Annotated in this window: 21 protein-coding genes; 16 read left to right on the forward strand and 5 right to left on the reverse strand. The window is 42.0% G+C overall.

Features of this window, described 5'->3' with window-relative positions:
* Nucleotides 1-46: 46 nt before the first annotated feature.
* Entirely contained in the window at nucleotides 47-982 is a 936-nt protein-coding gene (gene yhaM / locus ACFQ0V_RS11925) for a 3'-5' exoribonuclease YhaM (RefSeq protein ID WP_381013865.1), read from the forward strand.
* A 43-nt stretch (nucleotides 983-1,025) separates the two neighbouring features.
* On the opposite strand, the gene ACFQ0V_RS11930 is transcribed toward yhaM, so the two are convergent.
* From ACFQ0V_RS11930 to ACFQ0V_RS11950, 5 genes are all read right to left on the reverse strand, one after another.
* Complete coding sequence (locus tag ACFQ0V_RS11930; RefSeq protein WP_381013868.1) at nucleotides 1,026-1,877, reverse strand: peptidylprolyl isomerase; 852 nt, start codon at nucleotides 1,875-1,877, stop codon at nucleotides 1,026-1,028.
* Nucleotides 1,878-1,992: 115 nt separating this feature from the next.
* Nucleotides 1,993-2,184 (reverse strand): hypothetical protein, encoded by a 192-nt coding sequence (locus ACFQ0V_RS11935; protein ID WP_381013871.1) that lies wholly within the window; start codon nucleotides 2,182-2,184, stop codon nucleotides 1,993-1,995.
* 60 nt (nucleotides 2,185-2,244) lie between these two features.
* Nucleotides 2,245-2,835, reverse strand: coding sequence for an HTH-type transcriptional regulator Hpr (locus ACFQ0V_RS11940; RefSeq protein WP_381013874.1), 591 nt, complete (start codon nucleotides 2,833-2,835; stop codon nucleotides 2,245-2,247).
* A gap of 156 nt (nucleotides 2,836-2,991) precedes the next feature.
* Nucleotides 2,992-3,369 carry a YtxH domain-containing protein gene (locus ACFQ0V_RS11945; protein ID WP_381013877.1) on the reverse strand — a complete coding sequence of 126 codons (378 nt, stop codon included), beginning with the start codon at nucleotides 3,367-3,369 and terminating at the stop codon, nucleotides 2,992-2,994.
* Nucleotides 3,370-3,557: 188 nt separating this feature from the next.
* Nucleotides 3,558-3,977, reverse strand: coding sequence for an HIT family protein (locus ACFQ0V_RS11950; RefSeq protein ID WP_381013880.1), 420 nt, complete (start codon nucleotides 3,975-3,977; stop codon nucleotides 3,558-3,560).
* 126 nt (nucleotides 3,978-4,103) lie between these two features.
* On the opposite strand from ACFQ0V_RS11950, the gene ACFQ0V_RS11955 reads away from it, so the two are divergent.
* The 15 genes from ACFQ0V_RS11955 to ACFQ0V_RS12025 all read left to right on the forward strand — a co-directional run bounded on the left by ACFQ0V_RS11955 (nucleotide 4,104) and on the right by ACFQ0V_RS12025 (nucleotide 22,267).
* Nucleotides 4,104-4,844, forward strand: coding sequence for an ABC transporter ATP-binding protein (locus tag ACFQ0V_RS11955; RefSeq protein WP_381013883.1), 741 nt, complete (start codon nucleotides 4,104-4,106; stop codon nucleotides 4,842-4,844).
* A complete protein-coding gene (locus ACFQ0V_RS11960; protein ID WP_381013885.1) occupies nucleotides 4,837-6,045 on the forward strand; it encodes an ABC transporter permease in 1,209 nt (402 codons plus the stop codon). The genes ACFQ0V_RS11955 and ACFQ0V_RS11960 overlap by 8 nt, the downstream gene beginning before the upstream one ends.
* A 121-nt stretch (nucleotides 6,046-6,166) precedes the next feature.
* Nucleotides 6,167-6,397 carry an IDEAL domain-containing protein gene (locus ACFQ0V_RS11965; RefSeq protein ID WP_381013888.1) on the forward strand — a complete coding sequence of 77 codons (231 nt, stop codon included), beginning with the start codon at nucleotides 6,167-6,169 and terminating at the stop codon, nucleotides 6,395-6,397.
* A 175-nt stretch (nucleotides 6,398-6,572) separates the two neighbouring features.
* Nucleotides 6,573-8,555 carry an excinuclease ABC subunit UvrB gene (uvrB, locus tag ACFQ0V_RS11970; protein ID WP_381013891.1) on the forward strand — a complete coding sequence of 661 codons (1,983 nt, stop codon included), beginning with the start codon at nucleotides 6,573-6,575 and terminating at the stop codon, nucleotides 8,553-8,555.
* 490 nt (nucleotides 8,556-9,045) lie between these two features.
* Nucleotides 9,046-11,928, forward strand: coding sequence for an excinuclease ABC subunit UvrA (uvrA, locus tag ACFQ0V_RS11975; protein ID WP_381013894.1), 2,883 nt, complete (start codon nucleotides 9,046-9,048; stop codon nucleotides 11,926-11,928).
* A 56-nt stretch (nucleotides 11,929-11,984) separates the two neighbouring features.
* Complete coding sequence (locus ACFQ0V_RS11980; protein WP_381013897.1) at nucleotides 11,985-13,118, forward strand: DUF4097 family beta strand repeat-containing protein; 1,134 nt, start codon at nucleotides 11,985-11,987, stop codon at nucleotides 13,116-13,118.
* Between the two features lie 140 nt (nucleotides 13,119-13,258).
* Entirely contained in the window at nucleotides 13,259-14,206 is a 948-nt protein-coding gene (hprK, locus tag ACFQ0V_RS11985) for an HPr(Ser) kinase/phosphatase (protein ID WP_381013900.1), read from the forward strand.
* Complete coding sequence (gene lgt, locus ACFQ0V_RS11990; protein WP_381013903.1) at nucleotides 14,199-15,023, forward strand: prolipoprotein diacylglyceryl transferase; 825 nt, start codon at nucleotides 14,199-14,201, stop codon at nucleotides 15,021-15,023. Before hprK ends, lgt begins: the two co-directional genes overlap by 8 nt.
* 13 nt (nucleotides 15,024-15,036) lie before the next feature.
* On the forward strand, nucleotides 15,037-15,975 hold the full coding sequence (locus ACFQ0V_RS11995; RefSeq protein ID WP_381013906.1) for a nucleoside recognition domain-containing protein: 939 nt from the start codon (nucleotides 15,037-15,039) through the stop codon (nucleotides 15,973-15,975).
* Entirely contained in the window at nucleotides 15,968-16,624 is a 657-nt protein-coding gene (gene ppaX / locus ACFQ0V_RS12000; protein ID WP_381013909.1) for a pyrophosphatase PpaX, read from the forward strand. Before ACFQ0V_RS11995 ends, ppaX begins: the two co-directional genes overlap by 8 nt.
* Nucleotides 16,621-17,139, forward strand: coding sequence for an acyltransferase (locus ACFQ0V_RS12005; protein ID WP_194562724.1), 519 nt, complete (start codon nucleotides 16,621-16,623; stop codon nucleotides 17,137-17,139). Before ppaX ends, ACFQ0V_RS12005 begins: the two co-directional genes overlap by 4 nt.
* Before the next feature lie 91 nt (nucleotides 17,140-17,230).
* Nucleotides 17,231-18,730: a tetratricopeptide repeat protein gene (locus ACFQ0V_RS12010; protein ID WP_381013912.1), complete on the forward strand. Its 1,500-nt coding sequence runs from the start codon at nucleotides 17,231-17,233 to the stop codon at nucleotides 18,728-18,730.
* A 120-nt stretch (nucleotides 18,731-18,850) separates the two neighbouring features.
* Nucleotides 18,851-19,801, forward strand: a complete 951-nt coding sequence (trxB, locus tag ACFQ0V_RS12015; protein ID WP_381013915.1) for a thioredoxin-disulfide reductase — start codon at nucleotides 18,851-18,853, stop codon at nucleotides 19,799-19,801.
* A 609-nt stretch (nucleotides 19,802-20,410) separates the two neighbouring features.
* Nucleotides 20,411-21,295: an RNase adapter RapZ gene (gene rapZ, locus ACFQ0V_RS12020; RefSeq protein WP_381013918.1), complete on the forward strand. Its 885-nt coding sequence runs from the start codon at nucleotides 20,411-20,413 to the stop codon at nucleotides 21,293-21,295.
* A 6-nt stretch (nucleotides 21,296-21,301) separates the two neighbouring features.
* Entirely contained in the window at nucleotides 21,302-22,267 is a 966-nt protein-coding gene (locus ACFQ0V_RS12025; RefSeq protein WP_381013920.1) for a gluconeogenesis factor YvcK family protein, read from the forward strand.
* Nucleotides 22,268-22,272 lie beyond the last annotated feature (5 nt).

Consider the following 22,272-nt stretch of genomic DNA (forward strand, 5'->3'; position numbering starts at 1 on the left):
GGAGTAAGAATATCGAACATTCGTTTCGAAGTTGAAGGTGATTTTATTGAAAAATTTAATCGATTATCGTGTAGGCGATACGATTGAGATGTTTTTACTCATTAAACAATCGATGCAAGCAGTAACGCAACAAGGAAAGCCGTATATGACGGTCATTTTACAAGATAAAACAGCGGACGTGGAAGCGAAGTTGTGGGATACGTCGGAAGAACATGCGGTGACGTATGCGGGGGGAAATATCGTCAAAGTAGGCGGAGAACTTCACGATTATCGTGGTCGTACACAGTTGCGCGTAAAAAGCATTCGCCCCGCAAAAGAATCTGACGGTGTAACATTGGAAGATTTATTGCCGTCTGCGGAACGTCCGAAAGAAGAATTGTATGAGATCGTCACACGTTTTATCGATGCGATGGATAACGACGCGATTCGCCATTTGACGAAAGCGCTCGTTAAAAAATACGAAGCCGAGTTTCTCGTCTATCCAGCAGCGACGCGCAATCACCACGATTACGTGTCAGGTTTAATCGACCATACAGTATCGATGCTCACATTAGGAGAGCAAATTGCACGACTATATCCAATTTTAAACAAAGATTTATTGTATGCCGGTATCATTTTACATGACGTTGGAAAAGTGACAGAACTATCTGGTCCGATTGCGACACAATACACAGTCGAAGGAAATTTAATCGGTCATATTTCGATCATGGTGAGCGAAATTTTACTCATGGCGAAAGAGTTAGACATTGAAGGAGAAGAAGTAATGCTTCTCCAACATATGGTATTGTCACACCACGGAAAAGAAGAGTGGGGCAGTCCGAAGCGTCCGATGTTAATGGAAGCGGAAATTTTACATTACATCGACAATATCGATGCGAAAATGCAAATGTTTGGCACAATGATGGCTGCGACGGAAGAAGGAACATTTTCAGAGCGCGTCTTCGCACTCGACAATCGTTCATTTTATAAGCCGACACTATAAGAAAAAGCGTTATTCGAGTTTATTCTCGAATAACGCTTTTATTTTATTCGTTCATTCCTTTGAACGCATCTTTGAACGCATCGTCTTTTGTATCGACTTTCGCTTCTTTAATGAGTTCAGCGAGACGAGCTTCTGTTTCAACATTCGCTAATTGTTCTTCTGCTTTCGCGCGAATTTCTTCTTCTTCTTTTGGCTCTTCTGTATCGCGAATATCAAGTACTTCGATAATGTGGTAGCCGAAGTTTGATTTCACAGGTTCTTTCGATACGTCGCCTTTTTTCATGCTGTATAGCGCATTTTCAAATGGTGGTACCATCATTCCTTGTTGGACCCATCCGAGGTCGCCACCTGTTTCAGCAGCTTGTGGTTCTGTTGAGTGCTCTTTGCTTAATTTTTCGAAGTCTGCACCGTCTGCGATTTGTTTAATGAGATCTTTCGCTGTTTTTTCATCTTCAACTAAGATGTGACGTGCGTGAATTTCTTTTTTAGAGCGTTCGACTGCTTCGTCGATTGATTTTTCGTCGACTTCAATTGAAGCGAGGAATTTTTGTTTCATTAACTGTGGTTTCATTTGCTTTTTAAATGTTTCTTCCGTTAAGCCTTCGCTCGCTAAAGACATTTCGAACATATCGCCCATCATTTCTTTTTGAGCTTTCACAGCCTCTTCTACTTCTTCATCTGAGACAGGGAATTTTTCGCTTAACGCTTTGTTTAAAACGATTTCTTGGAACGCTTGTAAACCGACTGCGTTTTTCATTTCTTCGTAAAGGTCGTGTTCTGTAATATCGCCGTATGCTGTCGTTGCGATTACTTTGCTTTCTGCGTCGCCTCCGCCACATGCTGCGAGTACTGCTAAACTAGCTGATAAAACGCCAGCTAATACAAATTTCTTCATAATTATTCTCTCCTCACTTTTCATAAGACAGTAGTACTATACCATATAAACGAATGGGAAACAAAAATGTTCCAACGATAAAAAAACACTGAACGACAAGCGCTCAGTGTTCATTTTAAATGTTGTAATACACTTGTAAATAAAACAAAATCATCAAAGCTAAAATTAACAAATTGACTGTTTTATATACACGCGGTTGTTTTTCTTCTGAGATTTCGCGTGTTACGATTAGCGCATATGTCATTCGATTTATTTGAAATAAAAAAAACAGTGCAGCAAAGACCGTTAATGTTAAAATCAATCGCATGACCTCCTTTACATCAGAAAAGCTACTCTCCTTATCATAGCAGAAAAGAAGAAAGAGTAGTTATGAATTTATCTCGGAAGCGCATTCATTTTTAGGTAAAGGAGTAGCTAGCAATTGGCCATTCTCTTCTTCGAAACATTGATCGATATTTTTAAAGCCTTTTTCGAAAATTTCCATATAGTCGTCACCATAGATATTACGAATGACGGACATTACTTCGATAAAGTCTGGGAATTTTCCGTATAAGTCTTTAATCGGGAGTGAACCTTCTAGTACGAGGTGTCTCGTATCGTGATAATGAACGTTCATCGTCAAAATTAAATCTTCACCTGCATCTGTTACAGCGACATATGTGTTACGACGGTCGTCGTCTTTTTTGAAGAAATATAAGTATCCACGTTGTTCGAGCTTTTTCGAAAAGTTGAAAGCTGTCGAAACGTGCATGACACCAAATTTCGCGATGTCAGAAATTGTCGCTCCTTGCAAGTGGTAAGCAATCCACAAAATATGATGTTCATTGATATTAAGGTCATACGGCTTAATCCATTGTTGCCAATCTTTTTCAACCGCTTTCCATAACGCTTTAGCCATTTGAGCGATGCGTTGGCTGTAAATCATAGCTTCCTTTTGAGAAAAGGATTGTTCTGTCATTGAAAACACCCACTTCCTAAATTGAGATATTCTTTACATTATACCAAAAAAACAAAGAGATAAGAAGTTAGAATTCAAAAATAATTCAAAAATATCTTTATTTTCTTAATAGTTTAGAAAAAAGAAGCTATTTTTAGGAAATAGCTTCGAAAAAACTTAATGATTTTGCTGTTTGGCAATTTGTTGTTCGAGTTGCTCGATAGACTTTTGAATCGAATCAATTTCCAGTGTTAAGTTATTTTTATGTGGTTCTGTCGATTGTTGCCAAGCCATGACCGATTGTTTAATGTCTTCAATCGTTTCAGGCAAATTGCTTTTCGCTTCTGCTGCCAAATGTTGAATCGATTGAACGAGTTCATTCGCTTTCACTTTAATGTCTTCAATCATCGACTGAAGATTGCATGATTTCGCTTTCATGTTTTCGCGCAATTGTTCGCCTGATTGTGAAGTTGTTAAAAGTACTGTGACAGATGCCGCAACTGATCCTGCGAGTACACCAAGCAAAAAGTTGGATTGTTTCATAATATAAGTCAACGCCTTTCTCCAAGTAATGAATTATTATCTATTAAAGCACGTTATAAGGAGACAATCAAATAATTTTAGTGAAAATGAGCGGATGTTTCGAGATTCTTTATTATTTTTATATAATTTAAAAAGAAGGCAAAGAGGAAAATACCTGAATGGTTGGCATATTTCCTGTCATCGCCTTCTCCTGTTTAAAATTATAGACGCTCGCGTAATTGTGAAGCGAGTCCACCGATCACTTCAGGTGTTAACGTATCGACTTGTGGATTCCACGTCCAATCGAAGCCGTCTTTTTCATCGTAACGTGGGATGAAATGTAAGTGGAAGTGATACACCGTCTGTCCTGCATGTGAACCGTTATTTTGCAATAAGTTCATGCCCGCCGGTTGGAACTCTGCTTTTAAAGCATTCGCAATTTTAGGCACAGCACGGAATAAGTTTGCCGCTTCGTCTTCCATCATGTCGTAAACGTTTTCACGGTGGACTTTCGGAATGAGTAGTAAATGACCTTTCGCAACAGGTGTAATGTCCATGAATGCATAAACGTGCTCATCTTCATACACTTTTTCGCTCGGAATCGTACCGTTAATAATATTACAGAAAATACAAGAAACCATCTCAACCACTCCTTTTATTCGTTTTTATCTATCTTCAGTGTAGCATAAAACTTGGTAAACGTCTTTGTATCAATGTAACTTTCCGATGACATTTGTTAAAATGAAGAAAGGAAGAGAGGGGATCCCATGGCGGTTTTAAAATTAACAGATGTGACAGGTGGTTATACACGAAAACCTGTCTTGCATCATTTAGGATTTGAAGTAGAAGCAGGAGAGTTAGTCGGCTTGATCGGTTTGAACGGAGCAGGGAAAAGTACGACGATTAAACATATTATCGGCTTATTGCGTCAACATGCTGGAACGATTGAAATTGCAGGGCACACATTAGAAGGCAATATGGAAGGATATCGTCAGTCGTTTTCATACATACCAGAAACTCCTGTCTTATATGAAGAGTTAACACTAGAAGAGCATTTGAAATTGACAGCGATGGCGTACGGTTTATCGGAAGATGATTACATCGTTCGTTCGAAAGCGTTGTTGGAAGAATTTCATATGGAGAAAAGACTCCGTTGGTTCCCGGCGCATTTTTCAAAAGGGATGCGTCAAAAAGTGATGATCATGAGTGCGTTTTTAGTTAATCCCGCTTTGTATATTATCGACGAACCGTTTGTCGGACTCGATCCGCTCGGCATTCATTCGTTGTTAGAGCAAATCGAAGAGCGCAAACGTGGTGGAGCAGCTGTGTTAATGTCGACCCATATGTTATCGACAGCGGAAAAGTATTGTGACAAAATCGTCTTTTTACATGAAGGACGTGTGAAAGCGTTCGGAACGATGGATGATTTGCGCGCAAGCTTCGGCATGGAAGGTGCGTCATTGGATGATTTGTACATTGCGATGACGAAGGAGCAGGCCAATGGATAGTTTACAAAGCATTTGGAAACGCCGCTTCGCTGAATACCAAATGGAGACGCAAAAATATTTAAAATACGTCTTTACGGGACATTTAATGATCGTCATCGTCTTCGCTTTAGGAGCGGGAGGTCTAGCGTACAGCGAATGGTTGAAAGTGATACCTGAAGAGTTTCCTGTCGCGCTCGTCGTGACGACTTTATTAGCGCTCACATTTATTTTTCGAAATCCTGCGACATTGTTTCGGGAAGCGGACGCTGTCTACTTTTTACCTTTAGAACATCAATTGACGACGTATACGCAAGCATCGCTTAGATGGACGGTAAGTACGAAATTTATTTTACCGGTCGTAACGGCGATTGTATTACTTCCGCTCATCAATACGAAATATGCGTTTGCGCCACTGGAAATGTTGTTGTTTTTAGCTTCATTATTCGTTTGGCATTTTTTATTGACGCATGGTGAATGGTATTATCGCCATAGTCATCGTGGACGTCATATGTATGTGCTGTATATCGCGCATTACGTATTAAGTTGGGCGCTCATTTACGCTTTGTTGACGAGTTGGTATGTCGTGGTGGCGATCGTCGTCATCGTATACGGATACGTATCGCAAGGCGTTTGGAAAAAACGTGCAGCGACAGAGCCATTTCCATTCGATCATTTTATCGCGCTCGAAAACAATCGAATGATGCGCTTTTATCAGTTTGCGAACTTGTTTACAGACGTTCCGCACATTCAAGGGAAAGTGCGCCGTCGTTCATACGCATCGTTTTTAATGACGGCATCGAAGCCTTTTGAAAAGGAGAAAAGCTTCCAATACTTATTGAGTCGTACATTTGTAAGGACAGATGAACTGTTTCGTCTTTATTTAAGACTGTTCGTCTTAATGGCATTCGGAGTCGCTTTCATTGAATCTCATCTATTAATGATCGTCTTCGTATCGAGTTTGCAGTTTGCGCTCGTCAGCCAATTGTTAGCGTATTTAAGTCAGACGAAACATTTCAAAATGGACAGACTGTTTCCAATCGAACAGAAAGGTCGTCGAGATGCAGTCGAGAAAATTGTTTTTCAACTCGGAACGATTCAAATATTTATTATCGTCATCATCGCGTTTTTCGTACGGGATAAAATGGCAGAAGGTTTATTGTTATTCGTCATTTTACAAGCGATTAGCGGCATAACGATGTTTTCGACAAGACCGAAGTCATGACACGAACAATCTACCTATTATTGGTAGGTTGTTTGTACTAAAAACGAAATATTCAGAAAAATTGATTGCAATTCGTAAAAAGTTTTTTTATAATAGAAAAAAGCTGACAGAGGTGATGGGAATGGAGAACAAATATTTTTACAAACAATTACCGACTACTGCGCAGAGACAATTTCAGGAAGAAACGAATCAATTGCTTTCAGACATTTACACGGATTTATTTTTACAATCTGTTCATCATGAACAAACAATCGCTCGTATTGAAGGGTTGATTGATCGAGCATTGGATGAACGAGATGTTGAAGCGTTTCAACATTACACTCAATTGTTGGGGACGATCGAGGAAAAGTGAAAAAACGCTGTTTTGTGCAAGCAAAGCAGCGCTCATACATAGAGAACGGTTGAATCTTAGGGGAGATTCAGCCGTTTTTTTATGTTTTTTCATACGGAAAGAGGGAAGAGTTAAAAAACGTACGTTCGTAAAAAGTGTGTTAAAATAGAACTATGTGAATGAAGGAGTGATTCGATTGTCTGAACGATTTGAGTTAGTGTCACCTTACGAGCCAGCGGGAGATCAACCGCAAGCGATTCGCGAGTTAGTCGCTGGAATCGAACGGGGCGAAAAGCATCAAACGTTACTTGGAGCGACGGGAACAGGAAAGACGTTCACCGTATCCAATGTTGTAAAGGAAATTAACAAACCTACTTTAGTCATCGCTCATAACAAAACGTTAGCGGGGCAACTGTACAGTGAGTTTAAAGAGTTTTTTCCGAATAATGCGGTCGAATATTTCGTCAGTTATTACGATTATTATCAGCCGGAAGCGTATGTGCCGCAGACGGATACTTTTATAGAAAAAGACGCAAGCATTAACGATGAAATTGATAAATTGCGTCACTCGGCGACGAGTGCTTTATTTGAGAGGCAAGACGTGTTAATCGTCGCTTCTGTCTCTTGTATATACGGACTCGGGAATCCAGAAGAATATAAGGAGCTCGTGTTTTCAGTGCGCGTCGGAATGGAAATTGGACGCGATGAGATGCTTCGTAAATTAGTCGACATTCAATATACGCGCAACGATATAAACTTTACGCGCGGAACGTTCCGTGTGCGTGGGGATGTCGTCGAACTATTCCCTGCATCTCGCGATGAACATTGTATTCGCATCGAATTTTTCGGAGACGAAATCGACCGTATACGAGAAGTGGATGCGCTGACGGGAGAGGTTATCGGCGATCGTGAACATATCGCCGTTTATCCGGCTTCTCACTTCGTCACCCGTTCTGAAAAGATGGAAAAGGCAATTATTAATATTGAGAAAGAATTAGAGGAACGTCTCGCCGTATTAAACGAAGAAGGAAAATTGCTGGAAGCTCAACGTTTAGAACAACGTACACGTTACGATTTAGAAATGATGAAAGAGATGGGATTTTGTTCGGGAATCGAGAACTATTCACGCCATTTAACGTTGCGTGAAGCGGGCGCGACACCGTACACATTGCTTGACTATTTCCCGGATGATTTCGTCATCGTCGTCGATGAAAGTCACGTTACATTACCTCAAATTCGAGGCATGTATAACGGAGACCAAGCGCGTAAACAAGTGCTCGTCGATCACGGTTTCCGTCTACCGAGCGCACTCGACAACCGTCCGTTGAAGTTTGAAGAGTTTGAGCAACACGTACACCAAGCGATGTACATATCAGCGACGCCAGGCCCGTATGAATTAGAACATACACCGAAAATGGTCGAACAAATTATTCGACCGACCGGCTTGTTAGACCCCGTTGTAGAAGTGCGTCCGATTCATGGACAAATCGATGACCTCGTCGGAGAAATTAATGCGCGCATTGAAAAAAATGAGCGTGTATTAATTACGACATTGACGAAAAAAATGAGTGAAGATTTAACCGATTATTTAAAAGAGCTCGGCATTAAAGTGCAATATTTACATTCTGAAATTAAAACGTTAGAACGTATTGAAATTATACGAGATTTACGTCTCGGAACGTATGACGTACTCGTCGGGATTAACTTATTGCGTGAAGGAATTGACATACCGGAAGTATCGCTCGTGGCGATTTTAGATGCAGATAAAGAAGGATTTTTACGTTCGGAACGTTCGCTTATTCAAACGATCGGTCGAGCAGCGCGTAACTCGAACGGTTATGTCGTGATGTATGCGGACAAAATGACCGATTCGATGGAAAAAGCGATCAGCGAGACAGCGCGTCGTCGTGAAATCCAAATCGCTTACAACGAAAAACATGGCATTACACCGACGACGATTCAAAAAGAAATTCGCGACGTCATCCGCGCGACAGAAGTGGCGGAAGACGGTGAAGATTACATTACACGTCTTACAGAAGGCGGAAAATTATCGAAAGATGAGAAAAACGCTTTAATGGCGACGTTAGAACAAGATATGAAAGAAGCGGCGAAAGCGCTCGACTTCGAAAGGGCTGCTCAATTGCGCGACGCGTTATTAGAATTGCAGTCAGGAAGGTAGTTGTACGTCAACAACCCGCCACTTAACGACCTTGCGGTCTGTTTGAAGTGGGGGCTTGCGTCTACCAAATTACAGCAGTGCCTCTACCCTCATAGAGTGCAATTACGCTTGTTCCTACCCAGTAGTGCGAATGGTTGTTAAAACCTCCTACCTTCGTGTGGTGGAACACAAGGACGGTTGACTTCGCCCCTACCGCAAGGGATATACCCAAGCAGTAACCGTTAAAACGGATTTCGATACGCTAAAGATTTTACGGTTACAACGATTTCCTGTAACCAACCTCATATCTTTAGTTGTCAAAGAACGATAAGAGTGCCTTCAGCAACAATTTGCCCAACGGTTTTCTCTTATTGTTTATTCTAATAAAATTGAAAGGAGGAGGCAAGGTACAGGTTTCAGATACTACCGTATCTGACGGCAATTCCTCCCCCACTTATCGTTGCTATCGCCCTTCACACGATTGAAGTGGGGGTATCCTTGCCGATTTCAGATGAAAAATAAAGAGATTGTCATTCAAGGTGCACGAGCACACAACTTAAAAAATATTAATGTCAATATTCCGAGAGATGAGCTCGTCGTCATGACGGGTTTGTCTGGTTCGGGGAAATCGTCACTCGCCTTCGATACGATATATGCAGAAGGACAACGCCGTTACGTTGAAAGTTTATCGGCGTATGCACGACAGTTTTTAGGTCAGATGGATAAGCCGGATGTCGATGTCATTGAAGGGTTATCACCAGCTATTTCAATCGATCAAAAAACGACGAGCCGAAATCCGCGTTCTACTGTCGGGACAGTGACGGAAATTTACGATTATTTACGATTATTATATGCGCGTATCGGAAAGCCGGTCTGTCCGAATGACGGCATTGAAATTTCATCTCAAACGATCGAGCAAATGGTCGACCGCATTATGCAATTAGAAGAAAGAAGCCGCATTCAAGTGCTCGCACCGATCGTGAAAGGGCGAAAAGGAGCGCACGTCCGTTTGTTAGACGACTTGCGTAAAAAAGGATACGTCCGTGTACGCATTGACGGAGAGACGTACGATTTAGGTGAAGAAATTGAATTAAATAAAAACCAAAAACATTCGATTGAAGTCGTCATCGACCGGATCGTCGTGAAAGAAGGCGTCGAGTCTCGTTTAAGTGACTCTTTAGAATCCGCTTTAGCGCTCGGAGAAGGGACGGTACTCGTCGATGTCATCGGCGTAGAAGAGCTCTTATTTAGCGAACATCACGCTTGTCCGATTTGTGGATTTTCCATCGGAGAATTAGAACCGCGCATGTTTTCATTCAACAGTCCGTTCGGGGCATGTCCCGACTGTGACGGTCTCGGAACGAAACTGGAAGTCGACGTATCACTCGTCATTCCTGATTGGTCAAAAACGTTAGAAGAACATGCCATTGCGCCGTGGGAGCCGACGAGTTCGAATTATTACCCTTCTTTATTAAAGACGGTTTGTGAGCATTTCGACATTCCGTTCGACGTTCCAGTGTCAGAGTTATCCGATGAAGCGATGGACATTATTTTGAACGGTTCAGGAGAAGAAAAAATTCGTTTCGTCTATACGAATGAATTTGGCAATACGCGTGACAATTCCATCTATTTTGAAGGAGTGTTACGCAATGTCGCACGTCGTTATCACGATACGTCAAGCGATTTTGTGCGCGACCAAATGGAAAAATATATGGCTGTTCACAACTGTCCAGCATGTGATGGATACCGTTTAAAACCAGAATCATTAGCGGTGAAAATAGCGGGAGAACATATCGGACATGTTACAGAGCGTTCGATTACGGAAGCGAGTGTATTTTTCGAAAGCCTCGAACTATCGGAAAAAGATGCGCAAATTGCGAAGCTGATTTTGAAAGAAATTGAAGAACGTTTGTCATTTTTACGCAATGTCGGGCTCGATTATTTAACGTTAAGTCGAGCGGCAGGAACATTGTCCGGAGGGGAAGCGCAGCGCATTCGACTCGCGACACAAATCGGTTCGCGCTTAACCGGTGTACTATACATTTTAGACGAACCGTCAATCGGTCTTCACCAACGCGATAATGACCGTCTCATCGATACGTTGAAAAATATGCGTGATATCGGCAACACGTTAATCGTCGTCGAACATGATGAAGATACGATGCTTGCGGCGGATCATTTAATCGATATCGGACCAGGGGCTGGCGTTGCAGGGGGAGAAATCGTTTCTCAAGGAACGCCTGAAGAAGTGATGAACGACCCGAACTCTTTAACCGGTCAATATTTAAAGGGCGAAAAATTTATTCCGGTGCCCGCTGAGCGCCGTAAAGGAAACGGTCAAACATTGACGATTCGTGGCGCACGTGCGAACAATTTAAAAGATGTGACGGTCGACATTCCGCTCGGAACATTTGTCGCAGTGACAGGTGTGTCTGGTTCTGGTAAGAGTACACTCGTCAACGAAGTGTTGTACAAGTCGCTTGCGATGAATATGAACGGCGCAAAAGCGCGTCCTGGAGAACATGATGCAGTCGAAGGAATTGACCAACTCGATAAAATTATCGAAATTGATCAATCGCCAATCGGTCGTACACCACGCTCCAACCCGGCGACGTATACGAGTGTGTTCGATGACATTCGCGACGTTTTCGCAATGACGAACGAAGCGAAAGTGCGCGGGTATAAAAAAGGACGTTTCAGCTTTAACGTCAAAGGTGGACGTTGTGAAGCGTGTCGTGGTGACGGCATCATTAAAATTGAAATGCACTTTTTACCCGATGTTTACGTACCGTGTGAAGTATGTCACGGGAAACGATACAATCGTGAAACGTTAGAAGTGTTATATAAAGGAAAAAATATTGCGGACGTTTTAGAAATGACGGTGGAAGATGCGGTTGAATTTTTCGAAGCGATTCCGAAAATCCATCGCAAACTACAGACACTCGTCGATGTCGGCATCGGCTATGTAAAATTAGGTCAACCGGCGACGACTTTATCAGGAGGAGAAGCCCAACGTGTCAAACTCGCTTCTGAACTGCATAAACGTTCGACAGGAAAATCGTTTTACATTTTAGATGAACCGACGACAGGTTTACACGTGCACGATATCGGTAAGTTATTAAAAGTATTACAACGACTCGTCGATGGTGGAAATACGGTCCTCGTCATCGAACACAATTTAGATGTCATTAAAACAGCGGACTACATGATCGACCTCGGTCCAGAAGGTGGAGACGGTGGAGGGACGATCGTCGGCACGGGAACGCCGGAACAGATGGTGAACGTGGCGAATTCTTACACAGGACAATATTTAAAACCAGTGTTAGAACGAGATCGCTCCCGCATGACAGAAAAAATAAAAGAAACCGAAAATGAAACTTCTCCGACAGAATGAACGTACAATAAGTAGCACGAGTATTACATGCACGAAAATTAGAGGGGGAACTCAACATGGAAGCGAAGAAAAAACAAATTTTACAGTTAGTTGAAGATGGAACGATTACAGCGGAAGAAGCGATTGTTTTACTCAGTAAATTAAACGACACTCCTGAGCAACCGAAAGTTGAAGAACCGACATTACCGAAACAAGTTGAGCAAGAAGAACAAGAAGAACAGTCTTCTCAAGAAGATCCGTTCGCAGAAGCGACAGACCGCGGTGAACAATTTTTCCGCGACGTCAAATCAGACGTACAAGAAATCGGCACACAGTTTATGAAGTTTTTCCAAACGGCTGTCGATCAAGTGAAGTCATTTGACGTGAATCAAATTTTCGATGCGAAAGTGAGCTTCACACGTGAATTTACAGTGAAAGAACCACTTGAGCGTTTAGACATCGAAGTATTTCACGGCAGTGTCAACATCGTTAAAGGAACGAGCGAAGAGACGACATTATTAGTGGACGCCGCATTTTTCGATACGGCAGATGAAGCGAAAGCGGATGAACGCTTCGCGAAAGAGTTTTTATACGATCAACAAGGCGATACTTTGTATATTCAAAGCCAGTTGAAAACAGCACGCATGAACTGTACGTTGACAGTACCTGCACATCTTTATGACAAAGTGACCGTGAAGACGTGGAACGGTGCAGTTTCGATTGAAGACTTATGCGCTAAACAAGTGAAAGTATCGACGAAGAACGGGAAAGTTCATTTCGTCAATAATGAATTCGAACAAGCGAAAGTCGAAACGGCGAACGGCAAAGTGTACGCGCGCGGGATTACAGGTGAAGATTTAGATATTGAAACATTTAACGGTGCGATTTACGTGGACGGTTCAGTAGAAGAAATTGAAGCGGAATCGGTTAACGGTCCAATCGCCATTACGACGACGCATCCGCAAGCTCGATCAATCGAAGCAGAATCATTCGCAGGAGCGGTTGAAATTTACTTACCGAAAGAAGCTTCTACTTCAGGCAAGCTTCAAACGAATGTAGGAAAATTAACGGTCGACGTCTTAAATGCGACAGTGGAAGAAGTACAAGATTCGTTATTCGAAACGGAAGTTCAATTCGAAGTAGAAGGTTCGTCATCACGTCGCCTTCAAGTGAAAGCGAAAACGAATGCTGGAACAATTACAGTAAAATAATGAAATAATGAATGATCCGACATGAGCTCAAGCGACAACGAGCTCATGTTTTTCTGTTTTTAGGGGAAAATGAGTCAGACGACGAAAAAAGATGATGAACATGTTAGAATGAAAAAAGAAATGCAAGGAGGGAGAACGGAATGTCAGAATTAACGATTCAAGATATTATTGAAACATTTCATTTAGAAATCGTCGCCGGTGACGAGTGGACGCACCGAAAAATTACGACGAGTGATATATCGCGACCAGGTCTGGAGATGGCCGGGTTTTTTGATTATTACCCGAAAGAACGTGTCCAACTGTTAGGAAAGAAGGAATTAACATATTTAAGCTTATTAGACTCGAAAACACGTCGAGAACGTTTTGATCAGCTTTGTCACCCCATCACACCTGCTTTTATTTTAGCGCACGGTGTAGGAGGGCCTCCTGAACTGTTAGAGTTAGCGACAGCCCGTCAAATCCCCGTTTTAAAAACACCTCATCAAACGACGCGCTTTGCGGGAATGTTGACGAATTACTTAGAAGGACAACTCGCTCCGATGACGACCGTACACGGTGTACTCGTTGACGTTTACGGAGTCGGTGTACTCATTACAGGAAAAAGCGGTGTTGGGAAAAGTGAAACAGCACTAGAACTTGTGAAACGCGGTCATCGTCTCGTAGCGGATGACGTCGTCGAAATTCGTCAAGTAGCGAAAAATATTTTAATCGGAAGTTCACCGAAAATTTTAGAGCATATGCTTGAAATTCGCGGTGTTGGCATTATCGATTTGATGGTGTTATTCGGCGCGAGTTCTGTAAAAGATAATAAACGGATTTTACTCGTCGTCGACTTAGAAGTTTGGGATCCAGATAAATTGTACGACCGTCTCGGTGTCGATGATGAAAAAATGAAAATTATCGATTCTGAATTGACGCGTCTAACCGTACCAGTAAAACCAGGTCGAAACTTATCCGTCATCATCGAAGTAGCGGCGATGGATTACCGAATGAAGAAACTCGGAATCAATGCGGCAGAGCAGTTTGCGGAACGTTTAGAACAAGCGGTCATGCAAAATACAGTTATTGAGGAGGAGTCGAATGACTAGTTTACTCGATTTTACGTATTTAGCATTTGATCCGTTTTTAATTAATGCAGGTCCGATTAAAATTCGTTGGTACGCAGCGCTCATCATTACAGGAATTATTTTAGCGTACATCGTCGTACAAAAAGAAATGGTGAAACGTGGATTTCACGATGAATTTTTAACAGATTTACTCATTTGGGCAATTCCGATTTCAATCATTAGTGCGCGTATTTACTATGTCGTGTTCGAATGGCCTCGTTATGCAGACAATCCGATTAGTGCGCTCTACATATGGGAAGGCGGTATCGCCATTCACGGGGCGTTGATCGGGGCATTTATTACGACGTACGTCTTTACGAAACGTCGAGGAGAATCGTTTTGGAAAGTGGCGGACATTGCCGCACCTGGACTGCTCATCGGTCAAATTATCGGACGTTGGGGAAACTTTATGAACCAAGAAGCTCACGGTGGACCAGTTTCTGAAACGTTTTTACAAAATACGATCATTCCGAATTGGATTATGGAACAGATGACGATTAACGGTGTGACGTATCATCCGACATTTTTATATGAGTCGATGTGGAATTTAGTCGGACTCATTTTAATTCTCGCATGGTTGCGACGTGCGAACTTAATGCGTAGCTCGATCTTTTTATTTTATTTAACATGGTATTCTGTCGGTCGTTTCTTCATTGAAGGGATGCGTACGGACAGCTTGTTAATCGGTGGATTGCGCACAGCACAAATTGTATCGCTCATCACGATTGTCGTAGCGGTGGCGATTTACGTATATCGTAAATACGGGATGAAAGTGACGACGAAATACGAACAAAAATAAAGGGGAATGGAACATGTCTTGGTTGAAAGAGGGGTTATGGAACGGACTGAAGACGACGTGGGGTCTCGGAAAAATCATTTTCCCGATTACAATCATCGTCGTCTTATTACAACATACACCGGTTTTACCGTGGATTACGGAACTGATTGAACCGATTATGGGGATTTTCGGTTTACGTGGGGAAGCGGCAATTCCGCTCGTGCTCGGTAATTTTTTAAATTTATATGCCGGTATCGCTGGAATATTGTCGATGGAATTGACGGTGAAAGAAGTATTTATTTTAGCGGTCATGATGAGCTTTGCGCATAATTTGTTAATCGAAACGGGTGTCGCATCGAAAGTCGGTGTGAAAATAAGTGTCATTTTAACAGTGCGCATCGCTCTAGCGGCAATTTCGGCGATCATCATTAATCTCGTCTGGCAAGGTGGTAGCGAAATTGCGCAATACGGGATGGCACCTGTTGAGGAAGTGGTACCAGAAGGATGGATGGCGATTACGTTGCTCGGTTTTGAGAAAGCCTTTTACGGCGTCGTGCAACTCGCAATGATCGTCATTCCGTTAATGATCGCGATTCAATTTTTGCGTCACATTCATTTTTTAGAAAAATTATCTCGCTGGATGCGCCCGTTTACACGTTTGCTCGGTGTCGAGTCGAATGCCGCATTAACACTTGCAGCAGGGCTCATTTTCGGGCTTGCGTACGGAGCGGGTGTTATGATTCAAGCGGTGCATGAAGACGGAGTGAGTCACCGTGATGTGACGATCAGCTTCATTTTCCTCGTCGCCTGTCACGCTGTTGTAGAAGATACATTATTATTTATCCCACTCGGTATTAACGTATTACCGTTATTGCTGATCCGTTTATTCGTCGCTTTAATTTTAGCGATAATCGTATCCCGCATGTGGAAAAAACGAACACCAGTAGAAGGAGTTGTAGGAGTACATGACTAATAAAATTACACATGTTTTATTCGATTTTGATGGGACATTACTCAATACGAATGAGTTAATCATTGCGACGTTCCAACACGTATTGGACCGTCATTTTCCAGGACAATATAATGAAGAAAATATTTTACCATTTTTAGGCCCGCCTTTAATTGACACATTTACGAAAGTGTCACCGGAAAAAGCGGAACAATTAACAGCGGAATACCGTGAGTGGAATGTAGCGAATCACGATGCTTATGCTCGCCCGTTCCCTGGAGTACATGAAATGCTATACGCTCTGAAAGAACGTGGCATTCATATGGCACTCGTCTCGACGAAGCGTCGCGACGTCATTGAGCAAGGGATTCGTTTGTTAAATTTACCGGACGACTTATTTGAAACGCTCGTTGCGATTGACGATGTGAAAAATGCGAAGCCCGATCCAGAGCCGCTCCAATTAGCGATGGAACGAATCGGTGCGAACCCGAAGACGACAATTATGGTCGGTGACAATCATCACGATATTGAAGGTGGTCACAATGCTGGAGTTCGTACGATTGCGGTCAGTTGGTCGGCGAAAGGAATCGACTTTTTAAAACAATTTAATCCGACATACATTGCGGATACGATGGAGGATATCGTGCGCATCGTCGATGAGGCGAACCGATGAGACGCCTCGAACATTATCCGTCCAAAGGAAAAGCGAATTCGCTTTGGTACATGTATAAGACGGTATCGTTTTGGAAGTTAGTGAAAGTGTTCATCGTCGTACAACTCGCGCGCATCACACCGTTTTTCACGTGGAAAAATTGGATGTATCGCACATTTTTGAAGATGAAAGTAGGCGAACAGACGTCATTCGCGCTCATGGTCATGCCGGATTCGATGTTTCCAGAGCGCATTACGGTCGGTTCTAATACGATCATCGGCTTTAATACGACGATATTAGCTCATGAATATTTAATCGATGAATATCGTCTCGGCGATGTTGTCATCGGAGACAATGTGATGATCGGTGCGAATAGCACGATTTTACCGGGAGTCGTCATTGGAGATGGAGCGGTCGTTTCAGCGATGACACTCGTTCATAAAGATGTTCCGCCAGGCGCATTTGTTGGTGGTAATCCGATGCAAATCATTCAGACGAAAGAACAGAGAGAACGAAAGCAAAACGGTGAAGAGTGACAGGGTAAATATGGTATAATAAGAAAAAGATTTAAGAAGGAACGCAAAGTCGTTCCTTCTTTCACTTTGCTGAAGTGGTGGAGGTAGACGATTGCGAAATCAAACAAAGAAAATTATAACGTTCGTGCCTTATGGAGAATATTATTATCAAAAAGCGTTGCGAGCATTTCGACAAGATCGCTTAGAAGAGGCGAGAAAGTTTTTTGAGCGTGCTTTAGAACGCATGCCAGAAAATGCCGACGTTTTATTAAATTATAGTGCTTTATTAATTGAAGAAGGAAAGTATGAGCTAGCGTATGAGCATTTAGCGAAAGCACATGCATTAGATCCAGAAGGCGAAGATATCGTTTTTTATTTAGCGGAAGTTCATGCACATTTAGGATTGTTGCCGGATGCGAAGCGTTATGCGGAACATTATATCGCCTTAGCACCAGACGGACCGCTCGCAGAAGAGTCGATGGAAATTATCGACTTTGCCGAACAGGAAAATATTCATTTAGAAGAAGACGATTGGTTTTCGGGAGAAATTTACTTTTTACAAGAACAAGCGCGTCGCAAAATGGAAGAGGGACAATTTGATGAAGCGTCTCAACTGTTTGAGCGCATCGTGGCGGATTACCCACAATTTTTAGCGGCGTCGAATAATTTAGCGTTAACGTATTTTTATGCGGGACGTGTTGCAGATGCGAAAGCGATTTTGCGCGACGTTTTAAAACAAGATCAAGGCAATATTCACGCGCTCTGTAATTTTGCGGTCATTTATTATTACGAAAAAGAAGTGTTTGAACTCGAAAAAAGTATTCGTCTCTTATTGAAAATTAAGCCGATTGAATTTGAACATCGTTACAAACTCGGGGCAACACTCGCTTTAATTGGCGAACATGAAGCGGGGTACAATTGGCTCCGCCTTTTACAACGTGGTGGTTTCGAGGGAGATGTTTCTTTCTACTTTTGGTTATCTCACAGCGCTTACTTTTCAGGAAGAACGAAACAAGCGCAACTTGCTTATGACAAACTTGTGCAGCTCGACCCTTCAAAAGAAGGGATGGAGCCGTGGAAAGAGCGCATGACGAAAAATGTGAATGCGTACGAAGACAATATTGAAATGCTCATTCATAAAGTTCAAAATCCATATCGTAGTGAGCGTTTATTCGGTTACTTTTTAGTATTGAAATCGATGTATCGTGAGGAACGTTCAATTTTAGAATTAATGACATTTGATAAATTGTCAGAAGTCGAAAAATTGTATTACGGTTTAATTGATGAGCAGTTTGAGCTGTATGAAAGAAAAGAGTTAGATTATTTTTCACGCAGTGTTGAAGTAGCAGACACGTTGTATACGAAATATGCGCCGCTCAAAAAAGAAGGAATCCACTTACTGCAAATGTGGTTCGCACTTTGTGACGTCGCATACGATCAACATTATTTATTTAAAAACCCGAATGCGATTGCGGCAGCGGCGGATTACATGTACCAATCATCTCGCTACAATCACGTTACGAAGAAGGCTATCGCAGAAGAATACGACATTGCGCCAGCGACATTAACGAAATATGTGAATGAATTAATCGAGTTTTTACCGATTTTTTAAGATGTAAGATGGAATAGTTTACCCTAAGGGGTATAGGCATATAAGTTGAATGCAGCGTAAAAATAGATTACGATTTGAGTAGATAAAAAGTTGTAACTGACAAGTAGAGGAGAATGAAAAATGTCAACAGAACAAATTCATGATTTAATTATTATCGGTGCAGGACCAGCAGGAATGACAGCGGCGGTATACGCATCACGTGCGAACCTTTCAACAGTGATGATCGAGCGAGGAATGCCAGGTGGACAAATGGCGACGACGGACGCAATCGAAAACTATCCAGCATTCGAATCCATTTTAGGTCCAGAACTTTCGACGAAAATGTTCGAACACGCACAAAAATTCGGAGCGAAATACGAATACGGTGACGTTGATAAAGTAGTAGATCACGGAGAACTGAAAGAAGTAATCGTCGGCGAAAAATCGTATAAAGCATATGCGGTGATCGTAGCGACAGGTGCAGAATACCGTAAACTCGGTGCACCAGGTGAAGAAGAATTAACAGGCCGCGGCGTAAGCTACTGTGCGGTATGTGACGGAGCGTTTTATCAAGGACGCGAAATCGTCGTTATCGGTGGAGGAGACTCTGCAGTAGAAGAAGGAATGTACTTAACACGTTTCGCAGACAAAGTAACGATCATTCACCGTCGTGACGAATTACGGGCACAAAAAATTATTCAAGATCGTGCGTTCGAAAATGAAAAAATTGATTTCTTATGGAACAAACAAGTGCAATCAGTGAACGAAAAAGACGGAAAAATCGGTTCTGTTACGTTAATTGATACACAAGACGGTTCTGAATCACAATTCGATACAGAAGGAATGTTCGTTTACGTCGGAATGGATCCATTAACGGATGCTGTGAAAGATTTAGGCATTACGAACGAAAATGGCTACATTTTAACGAATGAAGATATGGAAACGACAGTACCAGGTATTTTCGCAGCGGGTGACGTACGTGAAAAAATGTTACGTCAAATCGTCACAGCAACAGGCGACGGAAGTATCGCAGCACAAGCAGTTCAAAAATATATCGAAGACTTAAAAGAAAAACAAACAGCAAAAGCATAAGCACATAGGACAGAAGACGACTAGTATGCCACTAGTCGTCTTTTCATGTTGAAATAGAGGACAATCCAACCAGTTTTGTGCAATCAATCCATCTATAAAACGACTTCAAATTAACACCCCCGAATACGAGCTAGATTGAAGTGGAACACGGCGACTCCAGCAGGAATAGCGTGAGCGGAAGACCCCGGAGAAGCGCCAAGCTTCGAGGAGGCTGCAGCCACGCCTGCGGAACGCGTCCGTGTGAAACGAAAATCTCCCTACTATGAAATACACAAAACGCTCGCATCTTCTCTCCTTAATGAAACGAAAATGGAACGTTTAGTAATCCACTCTCTATTCTCTTCATTTTTAATTTTCAAATGTAATTGAAAAACCTTCTTTTTTTGTTCTTATAGATAATACGTTGTATACTAAGAGAGAACAAATGAAAAGTATGGTATAATAGTGAGCGCTTTGCGAAATAGTCTATACTGTGTTTGTAAGAATAGAAAATAAACTAATACAGTTGCATAATTAAAGGTATCATCGTTTATTTAAGGAGAACAGTATCTTTTCAAAAGGTATACAGCATACAAAACTACGTACATAATTAGCGGAAGGTGAAGCGATATGGATCATGATCGAATACATGATATTGAATTGGTAATTATTACAGGGATGAGTGGCGCAGGGAAAACAGTCGCGATGCAAAGCTTCGAAGACTTAGGATTTTATTGTATTGACAACCTACCACCTGAACTATTGCCGACATTTCTTGACTTAATGACGAAATCAGAAAATAAAATGCGTCGCATCGCAGCAGTGATGGATACACGTGGTGGTTACTTATTTAGTTCATTAATTGATGCTTTAAATGAAGCGAGCCACATGAGTGAAGTAACGACAAGCATTTTATTTTTAGAAGCGAACGATGAATCGCTCGTCAAACGATACAAAGAGTCACGTCGATCGCATCCATTAGCAACAGGTGGGCTAATTTTAGACGGAATAAAAAAAGAACGCGAAACATTATCAGAATTAAAAGGACATGCGCGTCTCGTCATCGATACATCTTCATTAAAACCACGAGAATTGCGAGAACGCATCGCGCGTGAGTTTTCAACGAAAGGGAAAGCACCATTCAATGTTCATTTCATGTCGTTCGGCTTTAAGCACGGAATGCCGATTGATGCGGATGTCGTATTTGACGTTCGATTTTTGCCGAATCCGTTCTACATTGAAGAACTACGTGCCAAAACAGGAATGGACGCAGAAGTGCGAGAATACGTTTTAAAATGGAATGATACGAAACAATTAATTGAAAAATTAACGGATTTATTCCGATTCATTATTCCTCAATATAAAAATGAAGGAAAAACACAAGCTGTCATCGCTTTCGGTTGTACGGGAGGGCAGCATCGTTCTGTCACATTGGCAAATTATTTCAATGATTTGTTTCAAAATGAATTCGAGACGTATGTCACCCATCGTGATATCGAAAAAAGAAAGAAGTGATGGGAATTGGTTTTACAAGAAGGGCGATTGAATGTCGTCGTCTTCGGTGGAGGCACGGGATTATCGACTCTTTTAAGAGGCTTGAAAGAACTTCCCGTTCATTTAACAGCAATTGTGACAGTAGCAGACGATGGCGGTAGCTCGGGTCGTTTGCTACAAGATTACAATATTCCACCGCCCGGCGATATAAGACAAGTAATGGGAGCGCTTACAGATACAGGGCAGATGATCGATGAGATGTTTCAATATCGCTTTGAAAATGGGGAAGAGCTTAAAGGGCATTCACTCGGTAACTTAATGCTCGCTGCATTAACGGATTTAACGGGTGATTTTGCAGGAGCGATTCATCATTTGAGTGAATTATTTCATCTAAAGGGGCGCGTCTTACCCGTAGCGAACGAACGCATGACATTACACGCAGAATTAGAAGACGGTTCGATTATAACCGGGGAGTCGAAAATTCCGGTCTATGGGAGTCGGATCCAAAAAGTCTATTTGTCACCACAAGAGGTCGAACCTTTAGAAGACACATTGCGAGCGATTCAAGAAGCGGATTACATTTTAATTGGACCGGGTAGTTTATATACGAGCATCATTCCGACACTACTCGTTCGAAAAGTGAAGGAAGCTGTTATTGAAGCGCAAGCCAAAAAGGTGTATATTAGCAACTTGACGACACAAATAGGTGAGACAGTACAATATACCGCATCCGAACATGTTGAAGCATTGTATGATCATGTCGGCGAACGTTTTTTGCATACGGTCGTCCTTCACGAATCAGACTACTTTGACAAAATAAGCGATGCACAACTACAAGAGAAAAAAATACGTTTCGTTGAACATGATATGGAAGCTTTACAACATTTAGGGTTACATATTGCCCGGGCGAATATCGCATCGTATCGAGACGGGCGCATTGTACATGATCCGATAAAGTTGGGGAATTGGTTTAAACAATTTTCACATGTGTAGTATAA

This window comes from Savagea faecisuis, assembly GCF_042675605.1.
GTDB classification, from domain to species: Bacteria; Bacillota; Bacilli; order Bacillales_A; family Planococcaceae; genus Savagea; species Savagea faecisuis.

What these genes read in the sequence shown, in the direction of transcription:
- ACFQ0V_RS11950 (WP_381013880.1), bottom strand. Translation starts at nt 3,977, where the DNA reads ATGGTTTCTTGTATTTTCTGTAATATTATTAACGGTACGATTCCGAGC.
- ppaX (WP_381013909.1), top strand. Translation starts at nt 15,968, where the DNA reads ATGACTAATAAAATTACACATGTTTTATTCGATTTTGATGGGACATTA.
- uvrA (WP_381013894.1), top strand. Translation starts at nt 9,046, where the DNA reads ATGAAAAATAAAGAGATTGTCATTCAAGGTGCACGAGCACACAACTTA.
- ACFQ0V_RS11965 (WP_381013888.1), top strand. Translation starts at nt 6,167, where the DNA reads ATGGAGAACAAATATTTTTACAAACAATTACCGACTACTGCGCAGAGA.
- trxB (WP_381013915.1), top strand. Translation starts at nt 18,851, where the DNA reads ATGTCAACAGAACAAATTCATGATTTAATTATTATCGGTGCAGGACCA.
- ACFQ0V_RS11955 (WP_381013883.1), top strand. Translation starts at nt 4,104, where the DNA reads ATGGCGGTTTTAAAATTAACAGATGTGACAGGTGGTTATACACGAAAA.
- ACFQ0V_RS11930 (WP_381013868.1), bottom strand. Translation starts at nt 1,877, where the DNA reads ATGAAGAAATTTGTATTAGCTGGCGTTTTATCAGCTAGTTTAGCAGTA.
- rapZ (WP_381013918.1), top strand. Translation starts at nt 20,411, where the DNA reads ATGGATCATGATCGAATACATGATATTGAATTGGTAATTATTACAGGG.
- ACFQ0V_RS11935 (WP_381013871.1), bottom strand. Translation starts at nt 2,184, where the DNA reads ATGCGATTGATTTTAACATTAACGGTCTTTGCTGCACTGTTTTTTTTA.
- ACFQ0V_RS11940 (WP_381013874.1), bottom strand. Translation starts at nt 2,835, where the DNA reads ATGACAGAACAATCCTTTTCTCAAAAGGAAGCTATGATTTACAGCCAA.
- lgt (WP_381013903.1), top strand. Translation starts at nt 14,199, where the DNA reads ATGACTAGTTTACTCGATTTTACGTATTTAGCATTTGATCCGTTTTTA.
- ACFQ0V_RS11980 (WP_381013897.1), top strand. Translation starts at nt 11,985, where the DNA reads ATGGAAGCGAAGAAAAAACAAATTTTACAGTTAGTTGAAGATGGAACG.
- ACFQ0V_RS11995 (WP_381013906.1), top strand. Translation starts at nt 15,037, where the DNA reads ATGTCTTGGTTGAAAGAGGGGTTATGGAACGGACTGAAGACGACGTGG.
- hprK (WP_381013900.1), top strand. Translation starts at nt 13,259, where the DNA reads ATGTCAGAATTAACGATTCAAGATATTATTGAAACATTTCATTTAGAA.
- ACFQ0V_RS11960 (WP_381013885.1), top strand. Translation starts at nt 4,837, where the DNA reads ATGGATAGTTTACAAAGCATTTGGAAACGCCGCTTCGCTGAATACCAA.
- ACFQ0V_RS12005 (WP_194562724.1), top strand. Translation starts at nt 16,621, where the DNA reads ATGAGACGCCTCGAACATTATCCGTCCAAAGGAAAAGCGAATTCGCTT.